The 22,260-nt window shown below is 68.1% G+C and carries 24 protein-coding genes; 16 read left to right on the top strand and 8 right to left on the bottom strand.

Translation table 11 applies throughout. The features are described 5' to 3' along the window. The first annotated feature begins 18 nt into the window (after nucleotides 1-18). From GY812_04640 to cydC, 4 genes are read left to right on the top strand one after another with little or no spacing between them, the layout of a single operon-like run. Nucleotides 19-1,425, top strand: a complete 1,407-nt coding sequence (locus GY812_04640; GenBank protein ID MCP4434775.1) for a cytochrome ubiquinol oxidase subunit I — start codon at nucleotides 19-21, stop codon at nucleotides 1,423-1,425. A gap of 12 nt (nucleotides 1,426-1,437) precedes the next feature. Beyond that, nucleotides 1,438-2,457: a cytochrome d ubiquinol oxidase subunit II gene (gene cydB, locus GY812_04635; GenBank protein ID MCP4434774.1), complete on the top strand. Its 1,020-nt coding sequence runs from the start codon at nucleotides 1,438-1,440 to the stop codon at nucleotides 2,455-2,457. 10 nt (nucleotides 2,458-2,467) lie between these two features. Next, nucleotides 2,468-4,195: a thiol reductant ABC exporter subunit CydD gene (gene cydD, locus GY812_04630; GenBank protein ID MCP4434773.1), complete on the top strand. Its 1,728-nt coding sequence runs from the start codon at nucleotides 2,468-2,470 to the stop codon at nucleotides 4,193-4,195. After that, entirely contained in the window at nucleotides 4,192-5,841 is a 1,650-nt protein-coding gene (gene cydC / locus GY812_04625) for a thiol reductant ABC exporter subunit CydC (GenBank protein ID MCP4434772.1), read from the top strand. Before cydD ends, cydC begins: the two co-directional genes overlap by 4 nt. 12 nt (nucleotides 5,842-5,853) lie before the next feature. On the opposite strand, the gene GY812_04620 is transcribed toward cydC, so the two are convergent. The 4 genes from GY812_04620 to GY812_04605 form a co-directional block, all read right to left on the bottom strand. Continuing rightward, the gene (locus tag GY812_04620) at nucleotides 5,854-6,714 is read right to left on the bottom strand and encodes a phytanoyl-CoA dioxygenase family protein (GenBank protein MCP4434771.1); all 861 of its coding nucleotides are present in this window, start codon (nucleotides 6,712-6,714) and stop codon (nucleotides 5,854-5,856) included. Nucleotides 6,715-6,724: 10 nt separating this feature from the next. After that, complete coding sequence (locus GY812_04615) at nucleotides 6,725-7,462, bottom strand: DUF1275 domain-containing protein (GenBank protein ID MCP4434770.1); 738 nt, start codon at nucleotides 7,460-7,462, stop codon at nucleotides 6,725-6,727. Nucleotides 7,463-7,516: 54 nt separating this feature from the next. After that, complete coding sequence (locus GY812_04610) at nucleotides 7,517-8,455, bottom strand: alpha/beta hydrolase (protein ID MCP4434769.1); 939 nt, start codon at nucleotides 8,453-8,455, stop codon at nucleotides 7,517-7,519. 227 nt (nucleotides 8,456-8,682) lie between these two features. Beyond that, nucleotides 8,683-9,933 (bottom strand): alpha/beta hydrolase, encoded by a 1,251-nt coding sequence (locus tag GY812_04605; protein MCP4434768.1) that lies wholly within the window; start codon nucleotides 9,931-9,933, stop codon nucleotides 8,683-8,685. A 127-nt stretch (nucleotides 9,934-10,060) separates the two neighbouring features. Between GY812_04605 and GY812_04600 the strand changes: the two genes are divergently transcribed. Beyond that, complete coding sequence (locus GY812_04600) at nucleotides 10,061-10,945, top strand: DUF1295 domain-containing protein (GenBank protein MCP4434767.1); 885 nt, start codon at nucleotides 10,061-10,063, stop codon at nucleotides 10,943-10,945. Further along, entirely contained in the window at nucleotides 10,942-11,955 is a 1,014-nt protein-coding gene (locus GY812_04595; GenBank protein ID MCP4434766.1) for a hypothetical protein, read from the top strand. Before GY812_04600 ends, GY812_04595 begins: the two co-directional genes overlap by 4 nt. On the opposite strand, the gene GY812_04590 is transcribed toward GY812_04595, so the two are convergent. Next, a complete protein-coding gene (locus tag GY812_04590) occupies nucleotides 11,940-12,680 on the bottom strand; it encodes an SDR family oxidoreductase (GenBank protein ID MCP4434765.1) in 741 nt (246 codons plus the stop codon). The two genes, GY812_04595 and GY812_04590, sit on opposite strands and share 16 nt — an antisense overlap. Nucleotides 12,681-12,769: 89 nt before the next feature. On the opposite strand from GY812_04590, the gene GY812_04585 reads away from it, so the two are divergent. After that, nucleotides 12,770-14,413 (top strand): hypothetical protein, encoded by a 1,644-nt coding sequence (locus tag GY812_04585; protein MCP4434764.1) that lies wholly within the window; start codon nucleotides 12,770-12,772, stop codon nucleotides 14,411-14,413. Between the two features lie 164 nt (nucleotides 14,414-14,577). Here the strand turns inward: GY812_04585 and GY812_04580 are convergent, their stop codons facing one another. Then, on the bottom strand, nucleotides 14,578-15,444 hold the full coding sequence (locus tag GY812_04580; protein MCP4434763.1) for a hypothetical protein: 867 nt from the start codon (nucleotides 15,442-15,444) through the stop codon (nucleotides 14,578-14,580). A gap of 134 nt (nucleotides 15,445-15,578) precedes the next feature. Between GY812_04580 and GY812_04575 the strand changes: the two genes are divergently transcribed. Genes GY812_04575 through GY812_04565 form a run of 3 tightly spaced genes read left to right on the top strand, consistent with a single transcriptional unit; the run spans nucleotide 15,579 to nucleotide 17,010 of the window. Continuing rightward, on the top strand, nucleotides 15,579-16,139 hold the full coding sequence (locus tag GY812_04575; GenBank protein ID MCP4434762.1) for an RNA polymerase sigma factor: 561 nt from the start codon (nucleotides 15,579-15,581) through the stop codon (nucleotides 16,137-16,139). A 32-nt stretch (nucleotides 16,140-16,171) separates the two neighbouring features. After that, entirely contained in the window at nucleotides 16,172-16,438 is a 267-nt protein-coding gene (locus GY812_04570) for a zf-HC2 domain-containing protein (GenBank protein ID MCP4434761.1), read from the top strand. Then, nucleotides 16,438-17,010, top strand: a complete 573-nt coding sequence (locus GY812_04565) for a redoxin domain-containing protein (GenBank protein ID MCP4434760.1) — start codon at nucleotides 16,438-16,440, stop codon at nucleotides 17,008-17,010. The genes GY812_04570 and GY812_04565 overlap by 1 nt, the downstream gene beginning before the upstream one ends. Here the strand turns inward: GY812_04565 and GY812_04560 are convergent. Continuing rightward, nucleotides 16,993-17,208 carry a hypothetical protein gene (locus GY812_04560; protein MCP4434759.1) on the bottom strand — a complete coding sequence of 72 codons (216 nt, stop codon included), beginning with the start codon at nucleotides 17,206-17,208 and terminating at the stop codon, nucleotides 16,993-16,995. The genes GY812_04565 and GY812_04560 overlap by 18 nt on opposite strands. Nucleotides 17,209-17,369: 161 nt before the next feature. Between GY812_04560 and GY812_04555 the strand changes: the two genes are divergently transcribed. The 6 genes from GY812_04555 to GY812_04530 all read left to right on the top strand — a co-directional run bounded on the left by GY812_04555 (nucleotide 17,370) and on the right by GY812_04530 (nucleotide 21,188). Then, on the top strand, nucleotides 17,370-17,879 hold the full coding sequence (locus GY812_04555) for a TlpA family protein disulfide reductase (protein MCP4434758.1): 510 nt from the start codon (nucleotides 17,370-17,372) through the stop codon (nucleotides 17,877-17,879). 89 nt (nucleotides 17,880-17,968) lie between these two features. Continuing rightward, nucleotides 17,969-18,160, top strand: a complete 192-nt coding sequence (locus tag GY812_04550) for a hypothetical protein (protein ID MCP4434757.1) — start codon at nucleotides 17,969-17,971, stop codon at nucleotides 18,158-18,160. 19 nt (nucleotides 18,161-18,179) lie between these two features. Next, nucleotides 18,180-19,343 carry a DUF3179 domain-containing protein gene (locus GY812_04545; GenBank protein MCP4434756.1) on the top strand — a complete coding sequence of 388 codons (1,164 nt, stop codon included), beginning with the start codon at nucleotides 18,180-18,182 and terminating at the stop codon, nucleotides 19,341-19,343. Then, nucleotides 19,343-19,882: a redoxin domain-containing protein gene (locus GY812_04540; protein ID MCP4434755.1), complete on the top strand. Its 540-nt coding sequence runs from the start codon at nucleotides 19,343-19,345 to the stop codon at nucleotides 19,880-19,882. Before GY812_04545 ends, GY812_04540 begins: the two co-directional genes overlap by 1 nt. A 42-nt stretch (nucleotides 19,883-19,924) precedes the next feature. Further along, nucleotides 19,925-20,875 (top strand): cytochrome c biogenesis protein CcdA, encoded by a 951-nt coding sequence (locus GY812_04535; protein ID MCP4434754.1) that lies wholly within the window; start codon nucleotides 19,925-19,927, stop codon nucleotides 20,873-20,875. A gap of 25 nt (nucleotides 20,876-20,900) precedes the next feature. After that, nucleotides 20,901-21,188 (top strand): DUF427 domain-containing protein, encoded by a 288-nt coding sequence (locus GY812_04530; GenBank protein MCP4434753.1) that lies wholly within the window; start codon nucleotides 20,901-20,903, stop codon nucleotides 21,186-21,188. A gap of 4 nt (nucleotides 21,189-21,192) precedes the next feature. Here GY812_04530 and GY812_04525 read toward each other — a convergent pair whose 3' ends face one another. Continuing rightward, on the bottom strand, nucleotides 21,193-22,248 hold the full coding sequence (locus tag GY812_04525; protein MCP4434752.1) for an alpha/beta hydrolase: 1,056 nt from the start codon (nucleotides 22,246-22,248) through the stop codon (nucleotides 21,193-21,195). Between the last annotated feature and the right edge of the window lie 12 nt (nucleotides 22,249-22,260).

Below are 22,260 nucleotides of genomic sequence, written 5' to 3'. Positions count from 1 at the left end.
GTCACGACGGAGGTCTCCGTGTCGACAGAACTGCTGCACCGGATCCAGTTCGCCCTCACCATAAGCTTCCACTTCCTGTTCCCGCCGATGTCACTCGGACTCGGGCTGATCCTCGTCATCCTCGGCGTGAAGTCGGTGCGTACGAACAACCCCAAGTGGCGCCAGCTCTCGCTGTTCTGGGTGAAGATCTACGGCCTCATCTTCGCCATGGGCATCGCGACGGGCATCGTGCAGGAGTTCGAGTTCGGCACCAACTGGTCCGAATACTCCAGGTTCGTGGGCAACGTGTTCGGCAGCCTGCTCGCGGCCGAGGGCATCTTCGCCTTCATGCTCGAGGGCGGATTCCTAGGCCTGATGCTCTTCGGTGGGGCGCGCCTCGGCAACCGGCTGTGGTTGTTCGCCACCACGATGGTCGTGGCCGGGGCAACCTTCTCCGCGTTGTGGATAGTCATGGCCAACTCCTGGATGCAGTCCCCTGCGGGCTACGAGGTACGTGACGAGGGCAACGGACCGCAGGCGTTCATGACCGACTTCGTCGACGTCGTGTTCACGCCCACGTTCATCCCCCGGATCCTGCATGTGCTGGCAGCTTCGTGGATGGTCGGGGCGGCGCTAGTGATGAGCGTCGGCGCCTGGTACCTGCTGAAGAAGATCCACGTGGACCTCGCCAAGACCATGATCCGTGTGGCACTGCCGATCTTCGCCATCATGGCCGTACTACAGGTGTTCGTGTTCGGGGCCAACCAGGCGGTGGCGGTCACCGAGAACCAGCCCGAGAAGCTGGCTGCGATGGAGGGGCTCTACCGGACCGAGGACTGTGCCCCGATGTTCATCGTGGGATGGACCGACCAGCACAGCGAGGAGACGAAGGGGATCTCGATGCCCTGCATGCTCAGCTTCCTTGCGACGCAGGACTTCCAGGGCGAGGTCCAGGGCCTCGAGGCCTTTCCGGAGGACGACTGGGCGCCCGTCAACCTCGTGTTCCAGGTGTACCACCTGATGATCGACCTCGGGATGGTGTTCCTGCTCATCTCGGCGGTCGCGGTCGGCATGTGGATCTGGAAGCGCAAGGTGTTCGAGAAACGCTGGATGCTGTGGGTGCTGGTCTCCACCATCCTGCTCACCCAGCTCGCGACCCAGGCCGGTTGGTGGACCGCCGAGTTCGGCCGCCAGCCCTGGGTCGTCTGGCAGGTGTTGCGCACCGAGGGCGCGGAATCGCCGCTCGTCTCCTCGGCACAGGTCTGGTTCTCGATATCTATGTTCGTGGTGCTCTACGCGCTGCTGCTCGGGCTGTTCCTTTACCTCATGGACCGCAAGATCAAGGCCGGGCCACCGGAGCCACCCGACGACGACGAGGTCGAGTCGCTCCCCGATTCCTTCGCAGAAGTGTTCCGCCGCCGTTCCCGCGTTTCGTCGGGATCCTGAGGAGGTATCGGCATGTGGCTCAACACCACCTGGTTCGTCCTCTACGTCGTGATCATCACCGGGTACGTGATCCTCGACGGATTCGACCTGGGCGTCGGCATCCTGTCGCCCTGGCTGTGCAAGGACGACCGCGAGCACCGGATCGTGCTCAACAGCATCGGTCCCATCTGGGATGGCAACGAGGTGTGGCTCGTACTCGGAGGCGGAGCCCTGTTCGCAGCATTCCCGTTCGTTTACGCATCGCTGTTCTCGGGCTTCTACACGGCGATGATGCTCGTTCTGCTGGTGCTGATCCTGCGGACCGTGGCGATCGAGTTCCGATCCAAGCGCGAGAGCAGCCGTTGGCGCACCACCTGGGACTGGTTCTTCTTCGGTTCGTCGCTCGGCATCGCGCTGTTGCTCGGCGTGGCGCTTGGCAACGTGATCCGCGGCGTGAAGCTCGACAGTGACGGCAACATCGCGGTCGACCTGATCGACCTGCTCAACCCCTACTCGCTCCTGGTGGGCATCACCGGCGTTGTGATGCTCAGCCTCCACGGCGCGTTCTTCCTCACACAGAAGGTCGAGGGCGACCTGCTGGAGCGTGTGAGGCGGCAGATCCCCCGCCTCGGGGCCAGCTTCTTCGTACTCGGAACGACCCTGGTCATCTGGACGTTCAACCTGGAATCCCGGATCGTCGACAACTTCCGTGACCGCCCGTGGACCGTGGCGTTCCCCGTGCTGGCGCTGGGCGCCACGCTCGCGGCATGGCGACTGGTGGAGAACCGCGCCTACCTGAGCGGCTTCGTCGCCTCGGCGGTGACGATCGCGATGCTCATGGCGTCGGTCGCAGCAGGCCTATACCCGGTGATGCTGCCTTCGTCGATCAGTGCAGCCAATGACCTCACGATCCACAACGCAGCGGCCGCCCAGAACACGCTCACGGTCATGTTCGTCATGGCGATCATCGGCATGCCATTCGTGCTGCTCTACACAGTCGGGATCTACTACTTCTTCCGCGGCAAGGTCGTCCTCGACGAAGAGAGCTACTGAGCTGATTGCGTTGAGCGGGGGGACCGAAGGCCCGGGAGCCACACAGCGCAACGCCGCCGGTCGACTGCTGGCGAGCCAGCCACGCGCCGCCCTGTTGTCCGTGGCCGGCCTCGCGGCTGCCGGGCTCGCCGGGGCCGCGCTGCTGGCATGGCTGGTGCTCCTCGCCGAAGTGGTGGACCGCGCCTTTGTGGATGGCGACCGTCTCGGCGACCTGAGGGGTCCGCTCGTCGCCATGGCCGCGCTGCTGATCGTGCGTGCAGCGGCCGGCTGGGCCGGCACGGTGCTCGCCGCGAAGTCATCGGCGGCCTCGCGTACCCTGCTGCGCAGCCGGCTCACCGCATCGGTCATCACCGGTGACCCGAGGCGGCTTGGCGGAGCCCGCACAGGACGGGTCAGCGGTGCGCTGACCGAGGGGGTGGAGGCGGTCGGGGACTGGGTGTCGGGCTACCTGCCGGCCATGGCCATGACTGTGGTCGTGCCGGCCATGGCGTTCGTCGCCGTGTTGCTGCTCGACTGGCCGAGCACGCTGATCCTCGCCTTCACGGGACCGATGCTGGTGCTGCTGCTGGCGGTCATCGGCCGCCGCACCGCGGAGCTGACGCGGCGGCGTTTCGACGAGCTCGGATGGCTGCGGGGCTTCTACCTCGACATGCTGCGCGGCCTTGGCACCCTCAAGGCCTTCGGCCGCAGCAGCGATGGCGCCGAGATGATCGAGCAGACGAGCCGTCGATTCGGGGACACCACGATGGAGGTACTCCGAACCGCGTTCCAGACCTCGCTGGTCATGGAATGGGCTTCGACCGCCGCCACGGCGCTCGTGGCGGTCGAGGTGAGTTTCCGGCTGATCAGGGGTGACATCACCTTCGGTACCGCGCTGGCGGTGCTCGTGGTGACCCCGGAGTTCTTCACGCCCTTCCGCCGCCTGTCCACCGAGTACCACGTGGGCCGTACCGGCGATGCCGCAGCCGAGGAGATCTCCGAGCTCCTCGGCGAGGCCCAGGTCGACCTGACCGGGCCGCGCACGGCAGCGCCGGTGTCGTCGGCCGACCACGCCGGACCACCGCGCATAGAGGTGCGTTCCCTGCACTACCGGTACCCGGGAGCCGAGAAGGACGCCTTGGACGGGGTCGACCTGTCGCTCGAGCCAGGTGAGGTCGTGGCCGTGGTCGGCCCCAGCGGGGCGGGCAAGTCGACACTGGCATCGGTGCTGTTGCGCTTCGTCGAGCCGACCTCGGGCGAGGCGCTGGTCGACGGACAACCACTCTCGGGCATCGATGCGACGCAATGGCGCCGACGACTCGCCTGGGTGCCCCAGGCGCCAACGATGCTCGCAGGCACGGTCGCCGACAACATCGCACTGGGCGCACCGGGGGCCGACCGCGCGCAGATCGAGCGAGCGGCCCAAGCTGCTGGAGCCGACGAGTTCATCGCGGCGCTTCCGGATGGCTACGACACGGTGCTCGGGGAACGTGGGCTGCGCCTGAGCGGTGGGCAGCGCCAGCGGATCGCCATCGCCCGGGCGACCATCGTGGACGCACCGCTGATCGTCTTCGATGAGTTCACGGCGCACCTCGACAGCGAGACCGAGGCTGCGGTGCTCGATGCGGCGCGGAAGCTCTGGCGGGGCCGCACCGTCATAGTGATTGCACACCGCGAAGCCACGATCGCGGCCGCCGACCGGGTAGTGACCTTGCGCAAGGGTGCCGTGTCGGCTGGCCGCGCCGGAGGCGGGCCGTGACCGCGCCGGCGGTTTCTGTTCGGCGGCTGGCGGAGCTGACCGCGTCACAGCGCTGGTGGACACTCGCCACCGCCGTGCTCGGCACCGTCACCCTGTGCTCGGGCATCGGGTTGGTCGCGTTGGCGGCGTGGCTGATCTCCAAAGCTGCATTGGTCGACTCGACCGCGGCCCTGGCCCTTGCCATCACCGGCGTCAGGTTCTTCGCCGTCACGCGGGCTGCGTTCCGATACCTCGAGCGATACGTCGGCCACCTGGCCACCTTCCGGACTCTCACTGCGCTGCGGGCGCAGTTCTTCGCGGCGGTCGAACCGCTGGCACCGGCCAGGCTGGCCCAACGCCGCACCGGCGACCTGCTGGCCCGCATCATCGGTGACATCGACTCGGTCGGGGACTTCCCGCTGCGGGTGGCCGTGCCGATGATCGCCGCCGCACTGACATCGGTGGTTGCAGCAGTCGTGCTCGGTTCGTTCAGCTGGGTACTCGGAGCCATCGTGGCCGGTTACCTCCTGCTGGTCGGACTGGTGGTTCCGGCAGGCGCCCGCTTCATCGGGCGATCCGCCTCCGAAGCGGTCGCCCAGGTGGAGGCCGACATGGAGGCAGAGGCCGTGGAGTCGGTAGCGGCGGCGCCGGAGCTGGTGGCGTTCGGCCGCGAGGATCGCCTCACCGAGACGTTGGGGAGGCTCCACGATCGCCGCTGCCAACTCGACCGGCGACTCGGGCATCTTCACGGGGCGGCGGGAGCGTTGGTGGCCGTGCTCGTGGGCATGTCCGCGATGACGTTGTTCGCCGTGGCGCTGCCGATGCTGGACGACGGGCGACTCGCCGGCGTCGAACTCGCTGTCATGCCACTGGTGGCGCTGGCCGCATTCGAGGCTGTGGCACCGCTCGCAGCCGCGATGGACAGCCTGGGGCGGGCCCGCGGATCAGCCGGACGACTCGATGACCTGCTGTGCTCCGAGCCAGAGGTCGACCCCCACGCGGGCGATGCCGCGGCACCGACGGGGCCGGTCGCCCTCGCGATCTCGGGCCTCTCCTACAGCTACCCGGGTGACCCGGGAACAGTCATCGACGGCCTGGACGCTGTGATTCCCGCAGGGGCGCGGGCTGCTGTGGTGGGCGCCAGCGGGACAGGCAAGTCCACGCTGTTGAGCCTGCTGCTGCGCTTCCGCGACTACCACTGCGGGTCGATCACAATCGGTGGTACCGAGTTGGCGGACCTCCGCGCCGACAATGCCCGGAAGCTGGTGGCCACCGTGGAACAGCACGACCACCTGTTCGACACGTCGGTGCGCGACAACCTCTTGCTGGCCGACCAGGACGCCGACGACGACCGGGTCCGCAAAGCGCTGGGCGCGGCGGACGCGCTCGAGTTCGTGGAGGCGATGCCGGCCGGGCTCGACGAACGGGTCGGAGAGGATGGCAGCCGACTCAGCGGTGGGGAGCGCCAACGCCTGATGATCGCCCGTGCACTGCTGGCCGAGGCCCCGATCCTGGTACTCGACGAGGCCACCGCCCACCTCGATGCCGACACCGAGGCGCGGGTACTCGAGGGCGTGCACCGGTGGCAGGGCGGGCGCACAGTGGTTCTCATGTCGCACAGCGACCGTGCGACCGACGGTGTCGACGTGGTCGTGCGGCTGGACTGAGCGGGTGGGGCGTCAGCCGTCGACCGGCTCCCCATCGCGCACCACCCATGCGTTGAGCACCGGGTCATCGAGGCGCCGCCGACGGGTGGGCGCAGCGGGCGGTGCACCCTCCAGCACCTCGGCACCGTCGGGTGTGTACTGCACGATGTAGGACTTGCGGACATCGTCGGTTCGATTCACACCTGTGGTGTGGGGCGTGAGCGAGGAGAACACCACAACGTCGCCCGCCGGGACCGGGACCTCCACTGCACCGCTTTCGTCACCCCAGCACTCCTGGCCGAACTCGGTGCTGCGGTGCACGAGCGTGCCTTCGCGGTGCACACCCGGCGCCACCCTGACACAGCCGTTGTCGCGGGTCGCATCGGTGATCGCGATCCAGCAGGTCAGGTACGCCTGTGGCTCCACGTAGGTGTAGCCGTTGTCCTGGTGCCAGAGCACGGGCGCCACCGACCGGGGTTGCTTGTAGACCGCCTGCTCCCAGTAGAGGCGCACATCGGGGCCGACCAAATCAGCGCAGACCCCGGCGAGCGTGCGATGGCGGCACGTGTCGATCAGCACGCCCGTGGCACCCACCTGGTTCGGGGTGACGAGTTGGGTGTCCACACCGGCGACCGAGATCCGCCCGTCGGGGAGCTGGGCCAACAACTCCGCCACGCGTTCGTTGCCGGGTTCGAGCGCCTCGTCCAGCTCGGCCAGCTCTGTGGCGGAGAACACATTCTCCATGACGAAGAACCCGTCGTGCTGGAATGCCTCGGCCTGTTCCACGGTGATCGTCCGGGGCTCGCGGGGAGGACGCCACTGCATGTCGGAGTTCCACGGATGCCGCTCGCACGACATCGGATCGGAGGCTGCGGTGTCCCGGGTCTCTTCCACACCCGGCAAGTTAGCGCTGTGTGGCGCCCGCGCCCGGTGGTTGTTCGCCGGAGCGGACCCTGGTCAACTCGAGTACCAGCGCGACCGCGACCGTGGCCACCGGGATCAACAGCAGCACTGGCCCGACCCGGTCGATGGCCGCTGCGATCGCTCCCGCGATCGCGCCCACGACGTAGAGCACGACGACGCCGCCGATGATCCCGAGCACGGCTTCGTCGCCATCCTCACGCCGTGGCGTGCCGAGTCTGCCGAGCCGCTCACCGATGGAGGTCACGTTGCCGGTTCCGCCCGTGGTGAGTACCGAAACGCCGCGTACCTTTCGAAGCGCCATGCCCTGTAGACCCATGGCGAGCGACGTGGTTGCGATCATCAGGATCACCGGGAGGTCGACCTGCCTGCTGACCTGCTGGCCGCGACCGAGGATCGCTGCTGTAACAATCAGTGTGACCAGCACCGCGACCTCGGCGCCGAGCGCCCTCAGGAACCTGGGGCGACCCCCTTGGCGCTTGTGGTCAAAGGCAGCGGTGCCCACACCGGCCCCGACGATGTACGCGGCGAGCGCTATCAGCGAGGCCGAGGCCTCGACCCAGTGGCCCTTGCCGATCGCCACCCCGGCGAAGATCAGGTTGCCGGACTGGTTGGCGGTGAAGACCGGGAAAATCCGCAGGTACACGAACGCGTCCACGAATCCCGAAGCCGCAGCGAGAAGCACCGCAACCGTTTCCGGGCGGCGGACAGGCATGACCATCGCACCAGTGTCGCCACTGCCGTGAGCTCGGAGGTGGACCTGGGGTGAACCGGCTCAGCGGTGGATGAACGAGGGCTCCGAATGGTCCCAGTCGGCCAGGAGGGATCGAATCGCAGTGAGCAGGATCAGCGGCTCATCCAGCATGGCGTGGTGACCCGCCTCGGGAATCTCGATGATCGGCGTCACCTTGCCCATGGCCTCGTACATGGAAGCGCCGATGTCTTCTGTGACCAGCCCGTTCTCCGAGCGCAGCAATGCCAGCCGGCAGCGGATCGCCGCGAGGTAGGGCAGCGCTATGCCCCGCATGCCGCCCGCGAACTGTTCGAAGATCGTGCGGTCGAACTTCCACTGCCAGCCGCCTTCGACCTGCTTGAGGGAGCGGCGGGCCACGTGGTCGAGCACGTAGCCGAGGTAGTGCTCCTGTGGGGGCACGGTGCGGAACCGTGAGATCGCCTGGTCCCGCTCCGGGTACACCCGGGGCCGGCCGAACGCCTGTTTGAGCATGTAGCTGCGGGTCTCCGGGTCGGGTTCGGTCACAGGCGAGTCGCACACGATCACTCCCGCCAGCCGGTCTCCATGCATGGCGGCGGTTCCGATCGTGACGAACCCACCCATCGAGTGGCCCACCACGACCGGTGGGCCCAGGATCCCCCCTGCGTCAGCGACCGCCATCACCTCGTCGGTCCACTGCTCGAGTGAATACTCCTGGCGATGCCCGCTGTCGCCGTGGCCCGACAGGTCGACGGCCAACACCCTGAAGTCACGGGCGAACGACGCTGCAACATGGGTCCACCAATGCGCGTGCGCACCGCCGCCGTGAACGAACACGAGGCCGCGCCTGCCCGGCTCACCCCACGCACAGAAGTGCACCTGCACGCCACCGACCGCGGTGAACCCGTCCTCGAATGGCACCTGAAGCGCCCGGCGGAACCAGGCCGGTGACGATTCGTGGGCCGGGAGCTGCCGGCCCGGCCGGGTTCCGGATTCGGTCATCAACCGAGTCAACCAGCTTGCTCCGCGGTCGACAAAGGCACCGCCGGAGCGGGTGTGCGCAGCGGCTCGGGAGGGGCCGGGGCGCCTGAGTCCCGGGCCTCGGCAGGGGCGCGTACCGGCACGACGATCTGGCTGTACTCGATGATGCGACGGACCACGTCGGCTTGGTGCCGCACGAACTCGATCCCCCATGAACCCCGTCCCGGGCGCGGCGAAGCCCCGGACCGTCAGCTCAGCTTCTGGCTGACCTCGGCGCCGAGCTCGGCCTCGAGCTCTGCGGAGACCTCCGCTCCGGTGGGTCGCTCGCCGGGCACGTGCTCGTAGGCGCTGTGCACCGCGTCGAGGAAGTGCGCCGTGGCCTCGATGACCGCGTTGGCCCGGATCGAGGCGAAGGTCTCGAACGCATGCTGGGCACCGTGCAGTTCGACGTAGTACACCGGCGCCTCGGACACCGCCCGCAGGTCCTCCACGAACACCCGTGCGTCCTGCACGGGGGCCAGTACGTCACGATCGCCGTGGATCACCATGAACGGTGGCGCATCGGCGCGGACCTGGTCGATCGGCGAAGCGAGCGACCACCCCTCGGGGTCCTCCGCGGGGTCGGTCTTCATGACCATCGGGGACAGGAACTGCTCGATGGTCCCCTCGGGCCAGGCCCCAGTGCGGTTCTTGAAGTCGAACACGCCGTAGAAGGGCACCGCCGCCTGGACCGAGGTGTCAGCCGACTCGAATCCGGGCTGGAGGGCCGGATCGTCGGTGAGCGCCGCGAGGGCCGTCAGGTGGCCGCCCGCCGACCCACCGGTGACCGCTATGAAGTCGGGGTCGACACCCAGCTCGTGGGCATTCTCGCGGATCCATGCGATGGCCCGCTTCACGTCCACGAGGTGGTCTGGGAAGGTGGCGCTCGGACTCAGGCGGTAGTCGACGTTGCAGCAGACCCAACCCGCCTTCGCCATCTCCTTCATGAGGAGCTGACCCTGGCGGTCCTTGAAGCCGAGTACCCATCCGCCTCCGTGAACCTGCACGAGACACGGCCTGCGCGTGCCGGGTTCGGGTGCATCGCAGGGCGAGAGGATGTCCATGCGCAGCTCCTTGCCGCCCGCACGTGCGAAGCTGACATGGCGCCGCAGCTCGACGCGGTGGTCGGGAGTGCGCCGCTGGTGCTGTGCCAGTTCACGCATCGACTCGCGGATCTCGTTGCGTGCTGCGTAGCTCTGGCGGATCGTGGCGGCCAGGCCCACCCATGACGCCAGGGTGACGGCCAGACCCACCTTGCCGGGGGCGGTGCGCAGTGCGCCCTTCTTCGCGAACAGCGCGGTGGCCACGATCTGCCAGACCAGGTGCAGGGGCGCTAGCTCGATCGTCATCCACGACGCGAAGAAGCTCCAGCCGAACATCGCCTTGTTGCGCGCGGGCTTGTAGGCGTTAAGCGTGTAAGCGGCGCCGTTGACGGATACGACCAGGTATGCCCAACCCATGGGCCAATTCTGGCCCCTTGGTGCTTATCATCAAAGCCGGCGTCCGCGCAGGGGACCATCGGTGGTGTGGCGCTGCATCCGGGGGCGCGGCCCGCTGCGAACCAATCCACGAAAGGATGATGGTGGCATGAAGGGTTCAGCTGGCGCGCTCGCATCGGTGATCGCCGCCGTTGCGGTCGGTGCGCTCGTGGCACTGGCAGGCAGCGACGGTGGGGCCACCGCTGCCGGCCTGCCCGTGATGGTCTGGTGCGCGGTGGCCGCCTACGGCGTGAACTGGATCGCGTACGTGCCCTCGATGCTGATGCGCACCGAGCGCTTCTTCGACCTCACCGGAACCATCACCTACATCACCGTGCTCGCAGTCGCGTTGGTCACCGTGGCGCGTTACGACGGCCGTTCGGTGCTGCTCGCCGCTCTCGTGTCGATCTGGTCGATACGACTGGGGACCTTCCTGGCACGCCGGATCATCGCTGCGGGGTCCGACTCGCGGTTCGACTCGATCAAGACCGACCCCTTGCGGCTGCTCAGCACCTGGACCCTCCAGGGCCTCTGGGTACTGCTCACCATGGCGGCAGCTCTCGCAGCGATAACTGCGGACCGGGAGGCCGCATTCGACTGGGGGGTGCCGGTGGGGGCAGCAATCTGGGCTGTCGGCTTCAGCCTCGAGGTGGTGGCCGACCGCCAGAAGCAGGAGTTCCGGTCGGACCCGGCCAACGACGGGCGCTTCATACGCACCGGCCTCTGGGCGTGGTCACGCCACCCCAATTACTTCGGCGAGATCCTGCTCTGGACAGGCATCGCCGTCATCTCCGTCGGCGCGCTGGGAGGCTGGGCGCACCTGACCCTGGTGTCGCCACTGTTCGTCTACGTGCTGCTCACGCGCATCAGCGGCGTGCCCCTGCTGGAACGCAGCGGCCAGAAGCGCTGGGGAGAAGACCCCGAATACCGACGGTACGTGGCTGACACACCTTCACTGTTCCCCCGCCCTCCGCACAAGGCGCCACAGCGGTGAGGCCGGCCCGACGGAAGGTCATCCGGCGCAGGGCGATCGGGGTCTGCGCGGTCACCGTGGTGGCCCTCGCACTCACGCTGCTCGTGTGGATCTGGTTGCCACTGGCGGTCGCCTTCGATCTGGTTCGCGGCAAGTGGCGGCTGCCGGTCGCCCGCTTGCTCACGTTCGGCGCCTGCTGGTCGTGGCTGGAGTTGGCGGGAGTGGGCGCCGCTGCGGTGCTCTGGCTGGGCGGACAGGCCTCGAACACCGGCGCCAACCTGGCCCTTCAGGCCTGGTGGGCGAAACGGCTGATGGGCGCGCTCGCAGCCACATGCGGATTGCAGCCCACGGTGGAGGGGGTCGAGCAACTCCGTCCGGGGCCGGTGGTGGTGCTGGTTCGCCACGCCAGCCTGGCCGATTCCCTACTCACGGCCTGGTCGATCATCTCCGGCGCCGGGATGGCGCCGCGGGTCGTGATGAAGAAGGAGCTTCTCGTGGATCCGTGCCTCGACATCGTGGGCAACCGGATACCCAACTGCTTCGTGGACCGCGGTGCTGCCGACTCGGCCCCGGAGCTGGAGGCGATCGCTGCCATGGCCGAGGGCATGGGCACCGACGACGCCGCTGTGATCTTCCCCGAAGGCACGCGTTCCAACGCCGCGAAGCGCCGCAAGGCGCTCGATCGGATCGCGCAGACCGACCCCGAGCGCGCCGAGCGTCTGGAAGCCCTCGAGAACCTGCTGCCTCCACGGGCCGCCGGAGCCCGTGCACTCATCGAGGCCGTGCCGGATGCAGACATCGTGATCGCAGGCCACGTCGGTTTCGAGGGACTCGACACCTTCGGGGGGATTCTCGACGCGCTCGGCCGCCCCGACCGCCAGGTACGAATGGAGTTCTGCCGGGTCCCGCGGTCAGCAGTGGGCCGCGGCGACCGGTTCCGCGATTGGCTCGACGGGGAATGGCTCCTGCTCGACCACAAGGTCACCGAGGCACGCAGGGCCGCCGACCGTGGACCTCAGGTGACCGAGTAGCCGCCGTCGATACACAGGGTCTGGCCCGTGATGAATCGCGCCGCGGGACTGGCGAGGAACAGGAACGCGCCCACGAGGTCAGCGGGAGTGCCCCAGCGCCTCATCGGCACCTTGGCCAGCTCGGCTTCGGTGATCTCGTCGAATGCGCGCATGGGCGCCGTCATGTCGGTGCCGATGAGCCCCGGAGCGACAGCGTTCACCCGGACACCCGAGGGCGCCCAGAGCAACGCGTACTGCTTCGTCATCTGCACGATGCCGGCCTTCGCGGCGCCGTAGCCCGGCACGAACGCCGCCGGCCTGAACGCCGCCATGCTCGCCACGTTGACGACGCTCGCTCCCCCGTCGAGCTCGCTGGCCGCCAGCAACGCCTCGGTGCGCGCCATGAGCCGGTGTGCTGCGAGCAGGTTGAGTTGGACGGACTCCGCGAAGCCGTCGGGTGAGGCCTCGTCCATGCCGTTGGCGCCGGCGTTGTTGACCAGCACGTCGAGCCGATCGAGCGAGGCGGCGAAGTCGTCGACGGCCTCGGCATCGGTGGAGTCGACACAGTTGTAGTCGAAACCGTCGAGTCCGGTGTCGTAGTCCGACGCTGTTGGACGGGTACCCGTGACCGCCACCGAGGCGCCGGCATCGTGGAACGCCTGCGCCACGGCACGGCCGATCCCTCGGCTGCCACCAGTCACCAGGACCCGGGCCCCGGCGAAGTCGAATGTCGGTGATCCGGTCATGGGTTCTCCTGGTGGTGCGTGGCCGTGACATCCGGCCGACGTCATCGTAAGGGCTACAGGAATCGTGCCCGGATACCGACACAACGCGGGTGAGCCTCCCTCCGCGCAGGATTCCCGGGTGGCGGCGCCGGAGCGCAGCCAGAACCACACGCCACACCCTGCTCGGCCTGCTCGCGCTCGCAGTGCTGGTCGTGGTCGCGTGCGCCCCACCGGTGGCGCGACCCGACGGCAACGGTCCGCTGGCCGAAGCTCCCGGCGGAGCCGTCAGGTTCGGCGCGCCGGTGGCCACGACGACCACCACGACCCTGCCCCCACTGGCGCAGCCGCGAACGATCAAGGTGGCCAACGCGAACGCCTGGCAGCAGACGAACTGCGCCATGTTCCCCACCGACAACTACTGGCATGCGGACGTCCGACACCTCCCCACCAAGGACCCGATCTCGACGAACGGCTCCGGCCTCTCCGACTACCCGGTGCCCGACGGGTGGGACCCGTTCCGTCTCGTCTCTGGTCTCGGGTCCGGCAACTCCAAGACGATCACGTGGACCTCGGCTGACGACCCGTGGGAATGGGTCCGGTCCGAGGGGTCGTGGACCAAGTCATCGGAGTACACCGACGTCGAGATCATCCAGGTCGGACCGGTCACGCAGGCTTGGCGGGGCATGCTCCGCCAGCGGGTGCCGGACGAGGTGCTCCTGGAGCTCTCGAGCACCGACGACCACGCGCTGTTCGTCGACACCGACAGCTGCACCCTCTATGAGCACATCCGGTGGGATCGCAGCGGTGGCAACCTGGCGCAGAACTCCACCGTCAACGACCTTGGCACCAACGAACGGCGCCTGAGCGTACGGCCGGGATGGCTGACGCCGACACACAACGGTCCGGGCCGTGTGATCGACAGTCCCTACACGTGGCACCACCCCTGGACAATCGGCCTGGATGGCTACGACACCCACCTGCCGCGCAGTGGCAGCACGGCGTCGGGTGGCAGCGGGCTGCCCACGAGCGCCGGCATGGTCCGTATCGACGAGGTCTTCGCCAGCCCGGCCGGGAACTCCGAGGAGGTAGCGGCAGACGCGCGCATCGACCATGCGATCGCCGCCACGATCCCGATGGCCAACATCTCCTCGATGCCCTCGACCATCGACGGAGCAACCGTCGCTCCATTCGTATGGCCGGCAACGAAGACCGACGGGTGCGCCAACAAGGAGTGCCCCGACAAGTCGATGGGCTCCGACTTCCACCTGCCCATGGGTTCCCGGATCCGCCTTTCACAAGAGGCATGCGCGCGTGACTGGCAGGAACCGCAGGCGTCGGTGATCGTTCGGGCGATGTGCGAACACGGCGTGGTCATCACAGACTCCTCCATGCATTTCAAGATCTCCACGGAACGGTCCGGCACGGGAAGCGGCGACTCGAAGTGGCGCAAGGAGGCCAAGGACGAGCTCGCCACCCTCACCCTGCGCGACTTCGAGATCGTCGACGCCAGCTCCCTCGCCACGTTCGACACATCGCTGCTCTGGGAAACAGCGCGCAGCTGGGCCATCGACCGCTACGGCGCCAATGCTCCGTTGCCATCGGGTTGGTTCCAGGGCACCTTCTGGCATGCGTTCACCAACTGCGACAGAGACCCGTGGACCGCCTCAGACCTACAGCGGCCGCCCTGCCACGACGCCGCTCTCGACGCCGTCGACCGCACCGTCAACGGCCCCGACTGGTTCAGGGCCCGCTAGGGCGCCCCCATCGTCACAGCGGCGGACCCATCGGTCCATGTCCAGGTAGACCTCGTCGAGCCACTCCACCCTGTCGGCCCTCGAGGCCGGGATGGCCTCCGGCTCCCACCAGGTGACCCGCACCTCGACCGGGTGTCGCACAGGCGCCGTGCGGCACAACTCCCTCAGCGACGCGACGCTCTCGAGGCCCCGATGCGCCACCACCGCGACATGTGCGCCGTCGGTCCCGTCGAGGGCCTCGAGCACACCACCGGGATGTGACGGCAGGACCGAGTCGAGGGACTCCAGGCGCCGGGCCCGCTCCGGGTCGCGCTCGGAGAGCGTCTGCATCCGCCGGTCCAGGGAGGCCCGGGAGAACAGCCGCCCTTCTGGAAACACCACGGCCACAGAAGCATCGCCCAGGGACTCGGCCATCGCCGGATGCGGCGCCTCGCGTCGGGGCCGTCGGCGCGGTCGACGAACACACAGCCGAGCCGGTGGTAGATCAGGTCGAAGCCCGGGTCCGACAGCAGCTCCGACATCAGCACTCCTGTGAGCGTGTGGTCCTGTACCCGGTTGCTGTCGAACAGGACCACGGCCGGAAGCGCCGCATCCAGCACGCTGGCATGGCGCGCCAGAACCAGCGTCGACGCATTCACCGGCAACCGTTGCCGGTCCTCGTGCACGACCAGGTGCACACCGAGCAGTTGCTCGGCGCGGCGCGCCAGCGAGCGTGCCGACCACAACGCCAGGCGTGTGTGCCTGCGTCTCGAACTCGGTGAGTCGAGCCTCGTGCCAAGCCCTGCGGCGATCCACAACAGCGGTGCGGCAAGGACCTCGACCGTCTCGTTGAACAGGTACTGCATGGCCATGGCCCACACCCGCAGTCCGGGCAGCTGCAAGCGACCCCTCGCCAGGTCCGCGAGCGCGATGAGGTGCACCGCGAACGGGGCGCTCAGCAATCCCAGCGCGGCGACGGCGAGCACGGTTGGCACTGTCGTGATGCGCCGACGAAACCTGCCGGTGTCCTCGGAATCGGGCGATGTGGGCATGGCTGCCAAACCCGTTCGACGCGCCGGGCCTTCCACCGTCAGGTGGAATGCTCCCGACGCGGGACGGGTTGCCCACCCGATCCCGCACAGCCTCGCCAACCGATGCCGGGACCGCCTGTGACACCATGAACGTCTTGACTGAATCGCCCGAGCCCGACACTGATGGCGATGCCGCGCAACGGTTCGAGGCGTACGTGATCCCCGAGGTCGCGGTGATGCTGCGCGTGGCCCGATCGATCACGCGCAATGCCCACGACGCGGAAGATCTGGCCCAGGAGACCATGATTCGGGCGTACCGCTCGATCGACCGCTTCGACGGCCGCCACCCGCGGGCCTGGCTGCTCACGATCCTGCGCAACGCGGAGATCAACCGCCACCGACGGAGGCGCCCGACTCTGCTGACCGAGGCCCAGAGCGAACTGCCCGATCCAGCCGCGGACGACGGAGCCACCGCCGAGGAGGCGGCGCTCGCCGGCACCTTCGATGCCGCAGTGGAAACCGCTTTCGGCAGGCTCTCGGAAGACTTCCGCCAGATCATCGAACTCGTCGACCTTGGAGGACTGTCCTACGCCGAGGCAGCAGAAGTCGCCGGCATCCCCGAAGGAACCGTCATGAGCCGCCTGCACCGGGCCCGCCGCAAGATGCGCGAGCAGCTCGGCGAGCCCGGATACTCCGAGAGGAACGAGAAGCCATGATCCGCAAGTTCTTCCGCCGCCGACGAGGCGACATGCCCGCCCTGAGCTGCGAAGAGGTCGCCAGGGTCTTGCAGACGTACCTGGACTCGGAACTCGACGACGACACAGCCCGACTGGTGAGCGCGCACCTGGACATGTGCCGCCAGTGCGGACTCGAGGCGTCGGTCTATCGCGACCTCAAGGCTGCCATCGCTCACCGGTCCGAGCCATCGGAGCAGTCGGTGCACAGGCTCCGCGACTTCGGCCACAAGCTCGTTCGCGGCGAGGTCGAAGCCGAATCCGGCAACGGAACGACTTGATGACCGGCCGAGCGGGACCGGAATCGGTGCGCGCCGCTGCGCTGCCGGGCGTCGGCGACCGACTGGATGACGTCTGCCTGCGCCGACACGACGGTTCGGAGGTCAGCCTCGGCGAGCTCGTCGACGGCCCCACCATCGTGCCCATCGTGCGCTACTACGGCTGCATGCCGTGCCGTGACTTCCTCCTCGCCCTCGAAGAGCAGCGTGCGCTCGCCGAGTCCAGGGGCATCTCTTTCATCGGTGTGGGCAAGGCAGCCGACTACCAGGCCGAATGGCTGATGAACGAGGCCGGCGTGGGCTACGAGCTGCTCGTCGACCCGGACGAGAACCTGTACCGCGCCCTCGGGTTGGGGCACTTCCCATGGTGGAAGATGCTCGCGCCCACGACCATGCGCAACTACCTGCGTGCGGTCCGCAGGTCCCGCCAGGGCAGGATCACCAACCATCCGCTACAGGCGCCAGGAGTGATCGCTCTCGACCCCGAGCTCAGGCTCACGCTGGTGCATCGCGGGGCAACGCTCGGCGACTACCCCCCGGCGGGACAGGTCGTGCAGTCAGTCAGCTCGCTCTGAGGAGGCGACCGGGGCCACTTCCCACGTCGCGGGCCGACGGAGACTGTGACGCAACCCTTCCCACGCCCTGAGGTCGGACCTGCAGTCCCTGCACCCCGCCACGTGAGCCAGCACCGCCTCGATGCGATCGGCTGCCAGCACGCCGTCGAACAGCTGCTGCACCTCGCCTCTCAGCAGTCGGTGGCGCCACGGAGTCATCGCCCCGGTAACTCGGAATCCGCCCAGGTCATTCCGGGCGGGAATGGTCTTCAGCCAGGACGGGTTTGCGCAACATGATGCTCTATGACCGCGCCCCGACGACCCGACCTGCCCGACGACCGAACTCGCGAACTCGAGCACACAGGCCGCTGGCGGTCGCGGTGACAGTCGTCGCGCTCAGCCTGCTGGCCGCTGCATGTGGGAGCGAACAACAGTCGGTCGAGACCGGAGCGAGGCCCGACATCGCCCCGAGCGTCGACGCTGCTTCGTCACCGTTGCCACAAGTCACGGTGTGGGATGTCGGCGAGTCCGACTGGGTCCAGTTCGCCGACTACCTGCCTTCGGAGAAGCCGCTGCTGGTCTGGTTCTGGGCACCTCATTGCTCGGCATGCGCAGCGGAAGCACCGGACATGGTGGCTTTCGCCGAGGAGCACGGCGATGAGATCGAGATCGTCGGGCTTGGCACCCAGGACGACGCAGGCATGGCTGCCACCTTCGTCGAACGCCACGACATCCCCTTCACGATGCTGTGGGACGAGAGTTTCGAGACCTGGCAGGCGTTCGGGATCTCGGCGCAGCCCGCAACCGTGCTGCTGTCCCCTGATGGCCAACCGCTCGGCGGCTGGCTCGGGGGCATGCCGGAGGACGAAGTGCTCTCACTGGCTGCCTGAGACGGCGCGGCTGTGCAGGCACACAGTTTCCGACCCGTTCCGAGGTGGCCCGACGGGAATGAAGAGCTGTCTTGCGGCCTTCTTGAACCATGACCAAGGGGACTCCGACGACCAGCCGCACGGCCAAGGCCGCGGCCCAGCAACGCGCCAACCGCATGGCGGCGCTCCAGTGGTGGCTGATCGCCGCCGTGCTGGTTGCAGGGCTCGTGCTGGCGGTGGTGTTCTTCAGCGCCGACGGAACCGGAGTACCCACCCATGCTGGAGCACTCAGTGCTGGATGACTGGCGCTCCCCCGCCCGGATGGCCGCAGTGGCGGTCGCCGTCGCGCTGGTTGCTGCCGCCTGCTCGTCGGGCGCGGAGTCAGCGAGCTCGGAGGCCGAGTCCGTCGAGCAGATCGAGGCCGGCCAGCGCGAGGCCACGGGATCAGCCCTTGTGAACATGACCGCAGAGGGACTGCCCGAACCCCTTGTCGACCCTGCCGAGGTCATGTCAGGTGGTCCGCCGCCAGACGGCATCCCGCCTATCGACAACCCGAAGTTCCTGCCGGCAACCGAGGTTGGCTTCCTCGAAGCCAACGAACCCGTGCTCAGCCTCGAGGTCGAGGGCGAAACCCGCGCGTACCCGATCCAGGTGATGATCTGGCACGAGATCGTCAATGACACCTACGGCGACACACCGGTGACAGTCACCTACTGCCCCCTGTGCAACACCGGTGTCGCCTTCGACCGCCGGCTGGGAGACCGGGTGCTCGACTTCGGCACGTCCGGGAAGCTCTACCAGTCCGCACTGGTGATGTATGACCGCCAGACCGAATCACTGTGGAGCCATTTCACCGGTGAGGCATTCGCGGGCGTCCTGACCGGCGAGATCCTGGAACGCCTTCCGGTGGCAACTGTCTCCTGGGGGGACTGGCTCGCCGCCAACCCGGAGGGCCTGGTGCTCAGCCGCGACACCGGCGAGACCCGACCATACGGGCAGAACCCCTACCCGGGCTACGACGACATCGCCGAGGACCCGTTCGCGTTCCGCGGGGACACCGATGAGAGGCTCGAAGCCAAGCAACGCGTGCTCGGGGCGGGCGTCAACACCGATCCGACCGCAGTGGTTGCCGACGCCCTGCTGGATACCGGCACGATCGCATTCGATCTCGATGGCCGCCAGGTCGTCGCATGGGCACTGCCCGGCACCGCATCGGCGCTCGAGGCCTTCGAGGTTTCCGACGGACGTGATGTCGGGGCCACGGGTGTGTTCGAAACCGAGCTGGACGGCCGCCAGCTCACCTTCACGAGAACCGAGACGGGGTTCACCGACAACGAGACCGGCTCCGAGTGGAACGTCCTCGGTGAAGCGACAGCCGGCCCACTCGTGGGCAGCAAGCTGACCGCTGTCGAGCACGTCGACACGTTCTGGTTCGCCTGGGCGGCCTTCGCGCCCGACACCCGACTGATCACCGAGGTTCCCTGATGCAACTCACACGACTTCCCCTCGTCGCCGCGGGCCTGGCCGCAGCAATCCTGCTGTCGGCCTGCTCCGGCGGCGACGGGACAGCGGCACAGCAAGCAAACGCCGACACAGCGCCAGTCGGAACCGGCCCGACCGCGGACCTCGACTTCACCGCTACGCAGCTGTCAGGCGACGACTTCTCCGGCACCTCCCTCGAGGGCAAGGACACGGTGCTGTGGTTCTGGGCGCCCTGGTGCACTTCGTGCCGACTCGAGGCACCCGCCGTGGTGCAAGCCGCGGCCGATTTCGACGGCTCCGTCGAGGTCATCGGAGTTGCGGGGCGCGGCGAAGTAGCGGCGATGGAGGCCTTCGTTTCCGACACCGGCACCTCGGGACTGCGTCACGTCATGGACCCCGATGGCACGATCTGGACCGACTTCGGCGTGATCGGCCAGCCGGCCTTTGCCTTCGTCAACGACGACGGGTCGACCGAGGTGTTCGTGGGCGGTCTCGGCGGCGACGCCCTGGCCGAACGCATGACAGCCCTGTCGGAGAGCTGAGCCGTGCTGAGCGGGCCGTTCGCACTCGCCCTCGCCGCCGGCATGGCGGCAACCGTGAACCCCTGCGGGTTCGCTCTGCTCCCCGCGTACCTGGCGATGTTCGTCGGCGAGGACCGACCACACGGTGAGCCGGACGGTGCGGGAGCAGACGGGCAATCCGCGAGCGCAGCCATCGGACGGGCAGTGCTGGTGTCGGCCACCCTCACGGCCGGGTTCGTGGTGGTCTTCGGACTGTTCGGGCTGGTCATCTCGCCGCTCGCGGTCCAGGTGGAACGGTTCCTTCCGTGGGTGACCGTGGTGATCGGGCTCGGGCTGGTGGGCCTCGGCATCGCGTTCTGGAGGGGCAAGCAGGTGACCCTCTCCATCCCGAAACTGGGCAAGGGCGGGCGCGACGGCGGACTCATGCAGATGTTCCTGTTCGGCATCTCCTACGCCGTGGCATCGCTCTCGTGCACCATCGGGCCGTTCCTGGCCGTCACCTCGACGACCCTTCGATCGGAGAGCATCGGGTCGGGGGTGGGCGTCTTCGTTGCATACGCGCTCGGCATGGGCCTCATTGTCACGGCCCTCACGGTTGCCGCTGCGCTCGCCAAGCAGGGCCTCGCCGCGAAGCTTCGCAAGGCGACGCCCTACATCACCAAGGTGTCCGGCGCTCTGCTCGTGGCCGCGGGCGCGTACGTGGCCTGGTACGGCTGGTTCGAGATCCGCACCCTCAACGGCTCGACAACCGCCGACCCGGTCGTGAACGCCGCCCTCGACGCGCAGGTGTGGCTCCAGCAACTGCTCTCACCAGAGCAGCCGGTGCGCTTCGCCGCGGTGCTTGCCGGCACAGTCCTGGCAGTCGCGGCCGCGACATACGTCCTGTCAAGACGCCGCGGCGCCAGGACCGACGATGCAGCGGCCGACTCCCACCACACAGACGAGGAAACCACCGAACGCGAAGAAACCGCCGTACGCGAAGAAACCGCCGTGCGCGCAGCATCGAACAGGTAACAGTCCGACTTCAGGAGGACATGACATGGCAAAGGCAACCCTTCAGGGCACCGTGATCGCGGAGTCAGACGACACCGTCGTCGTCGACGGCATGACCTACTTCCCCCGCGAGGCCGTCCGCAGCGACATCCTGCGGCCGTCGCAACACACGAGCGTGTGCGGCTGGAAGGGCACCGCCACCTACTTCGACGTGGTGAGCGACGCCAACGTCGCCGCCGAAGCTGCCTTCGAGTACGCGGACCCATCCGAGGCGGCTGCGGCCATCAGGGGCCGCATCGCGTTCTGGCGCGATGTGTCGGTGACCGACTCCTGAGGCGTCAATCGGCCACAGGTGGCAGCACGCGCGCGCAGAACGCATCGGCGTGTTCCATGACCTCGAGGGTCGCGTGCGCCCACGGCGAGACGACCTCGAACACGTGCTCCATCCCCGGTTCCTCGATGAACTCGACATCCACGCCGGCCTCGTCGGCCCTGGCGTGGAACCCCTCAATCTGGTCACGGAACATCTCGGCGCCGCCAGCCACCAACAGGATCGGCGGGTAGCCGCCCATGTCGGCATACAGGGGCGAGGCAAACGCCGCGGTGGGGTCGACGCCGTGCAGATATGACTCGACGTCGGGTTGGTCAGGCAGGATGTCGGTCGCAGCGTTGTCCTCCACGGACTCCTTGGACAGCGTCAGGTCGACCTCGGGGGAGAACATCAGTGCGCCGGCCGGATGCGGACGCTCCCGGGTGCCCAGCTCGGCCAGCAGCGCGGCGGTCAGCCCGCCGCCCGCGCTGTCGCCCGCCACGATCAGCCGGTCGCGGTCGTGGTCAGCGAGGATCGCGTCGTACACGGCCAACGCGTCGTAGAGAGCCGCGGGATACGGGAACTCGGGAGCAAGCCGGTAGTCGGCCACGAACGCCGAGAGCCCGGTGCCCTCCACCAGGCGAGTGACGAACCCCCGGAACATGTGCGGGCCCGCAGCCAGGTAGCCGCCGCCGTGCAGGTACAGCAGGGTGCCCCCGGCGGGGTTGGCATCGGGATCGGTGGGGCGGACCCACTCCCCGGGCACACCGCCCAGGGAGTCCGATTCGATCTCCACCGAACCGCGGCGCCAGGGCACCGGCAGCACCGCTGCCGCAGCGGTGTCGATCACCTTCTCCACTGAACGGAGCTGCGGAGGCTCAAGGGTCTCTGTATAGGTGAGCAGCTCCTTGAGGCTGCGCCGCTCGAAGCCGCCCAGCAGGGACCGCACCGGTGTGCCGGTACGCATCCACGGATAGGTGGCCGGCGCGGTGACCGCCGCCACTCCGACACGCACCCCGAGGTTGGCGAGCAACCCCACCGTCTCCACGGGACCAACAGTTTCCACATCCGGGCGATCAGCCATGACCATGCGGTC

It is taken from the genome of Actinomycetes bacterium (assembly GCA_024222295.1).
Classification (GTDB): Bacteria; Actinomycetota; Acidimicrobiia; order Acidimicrobiales; family Microtrichaceae; genus JAAEPF01.
This window is presented reverse-complemented; position numbering and strand designations above follow the sequence as displayed.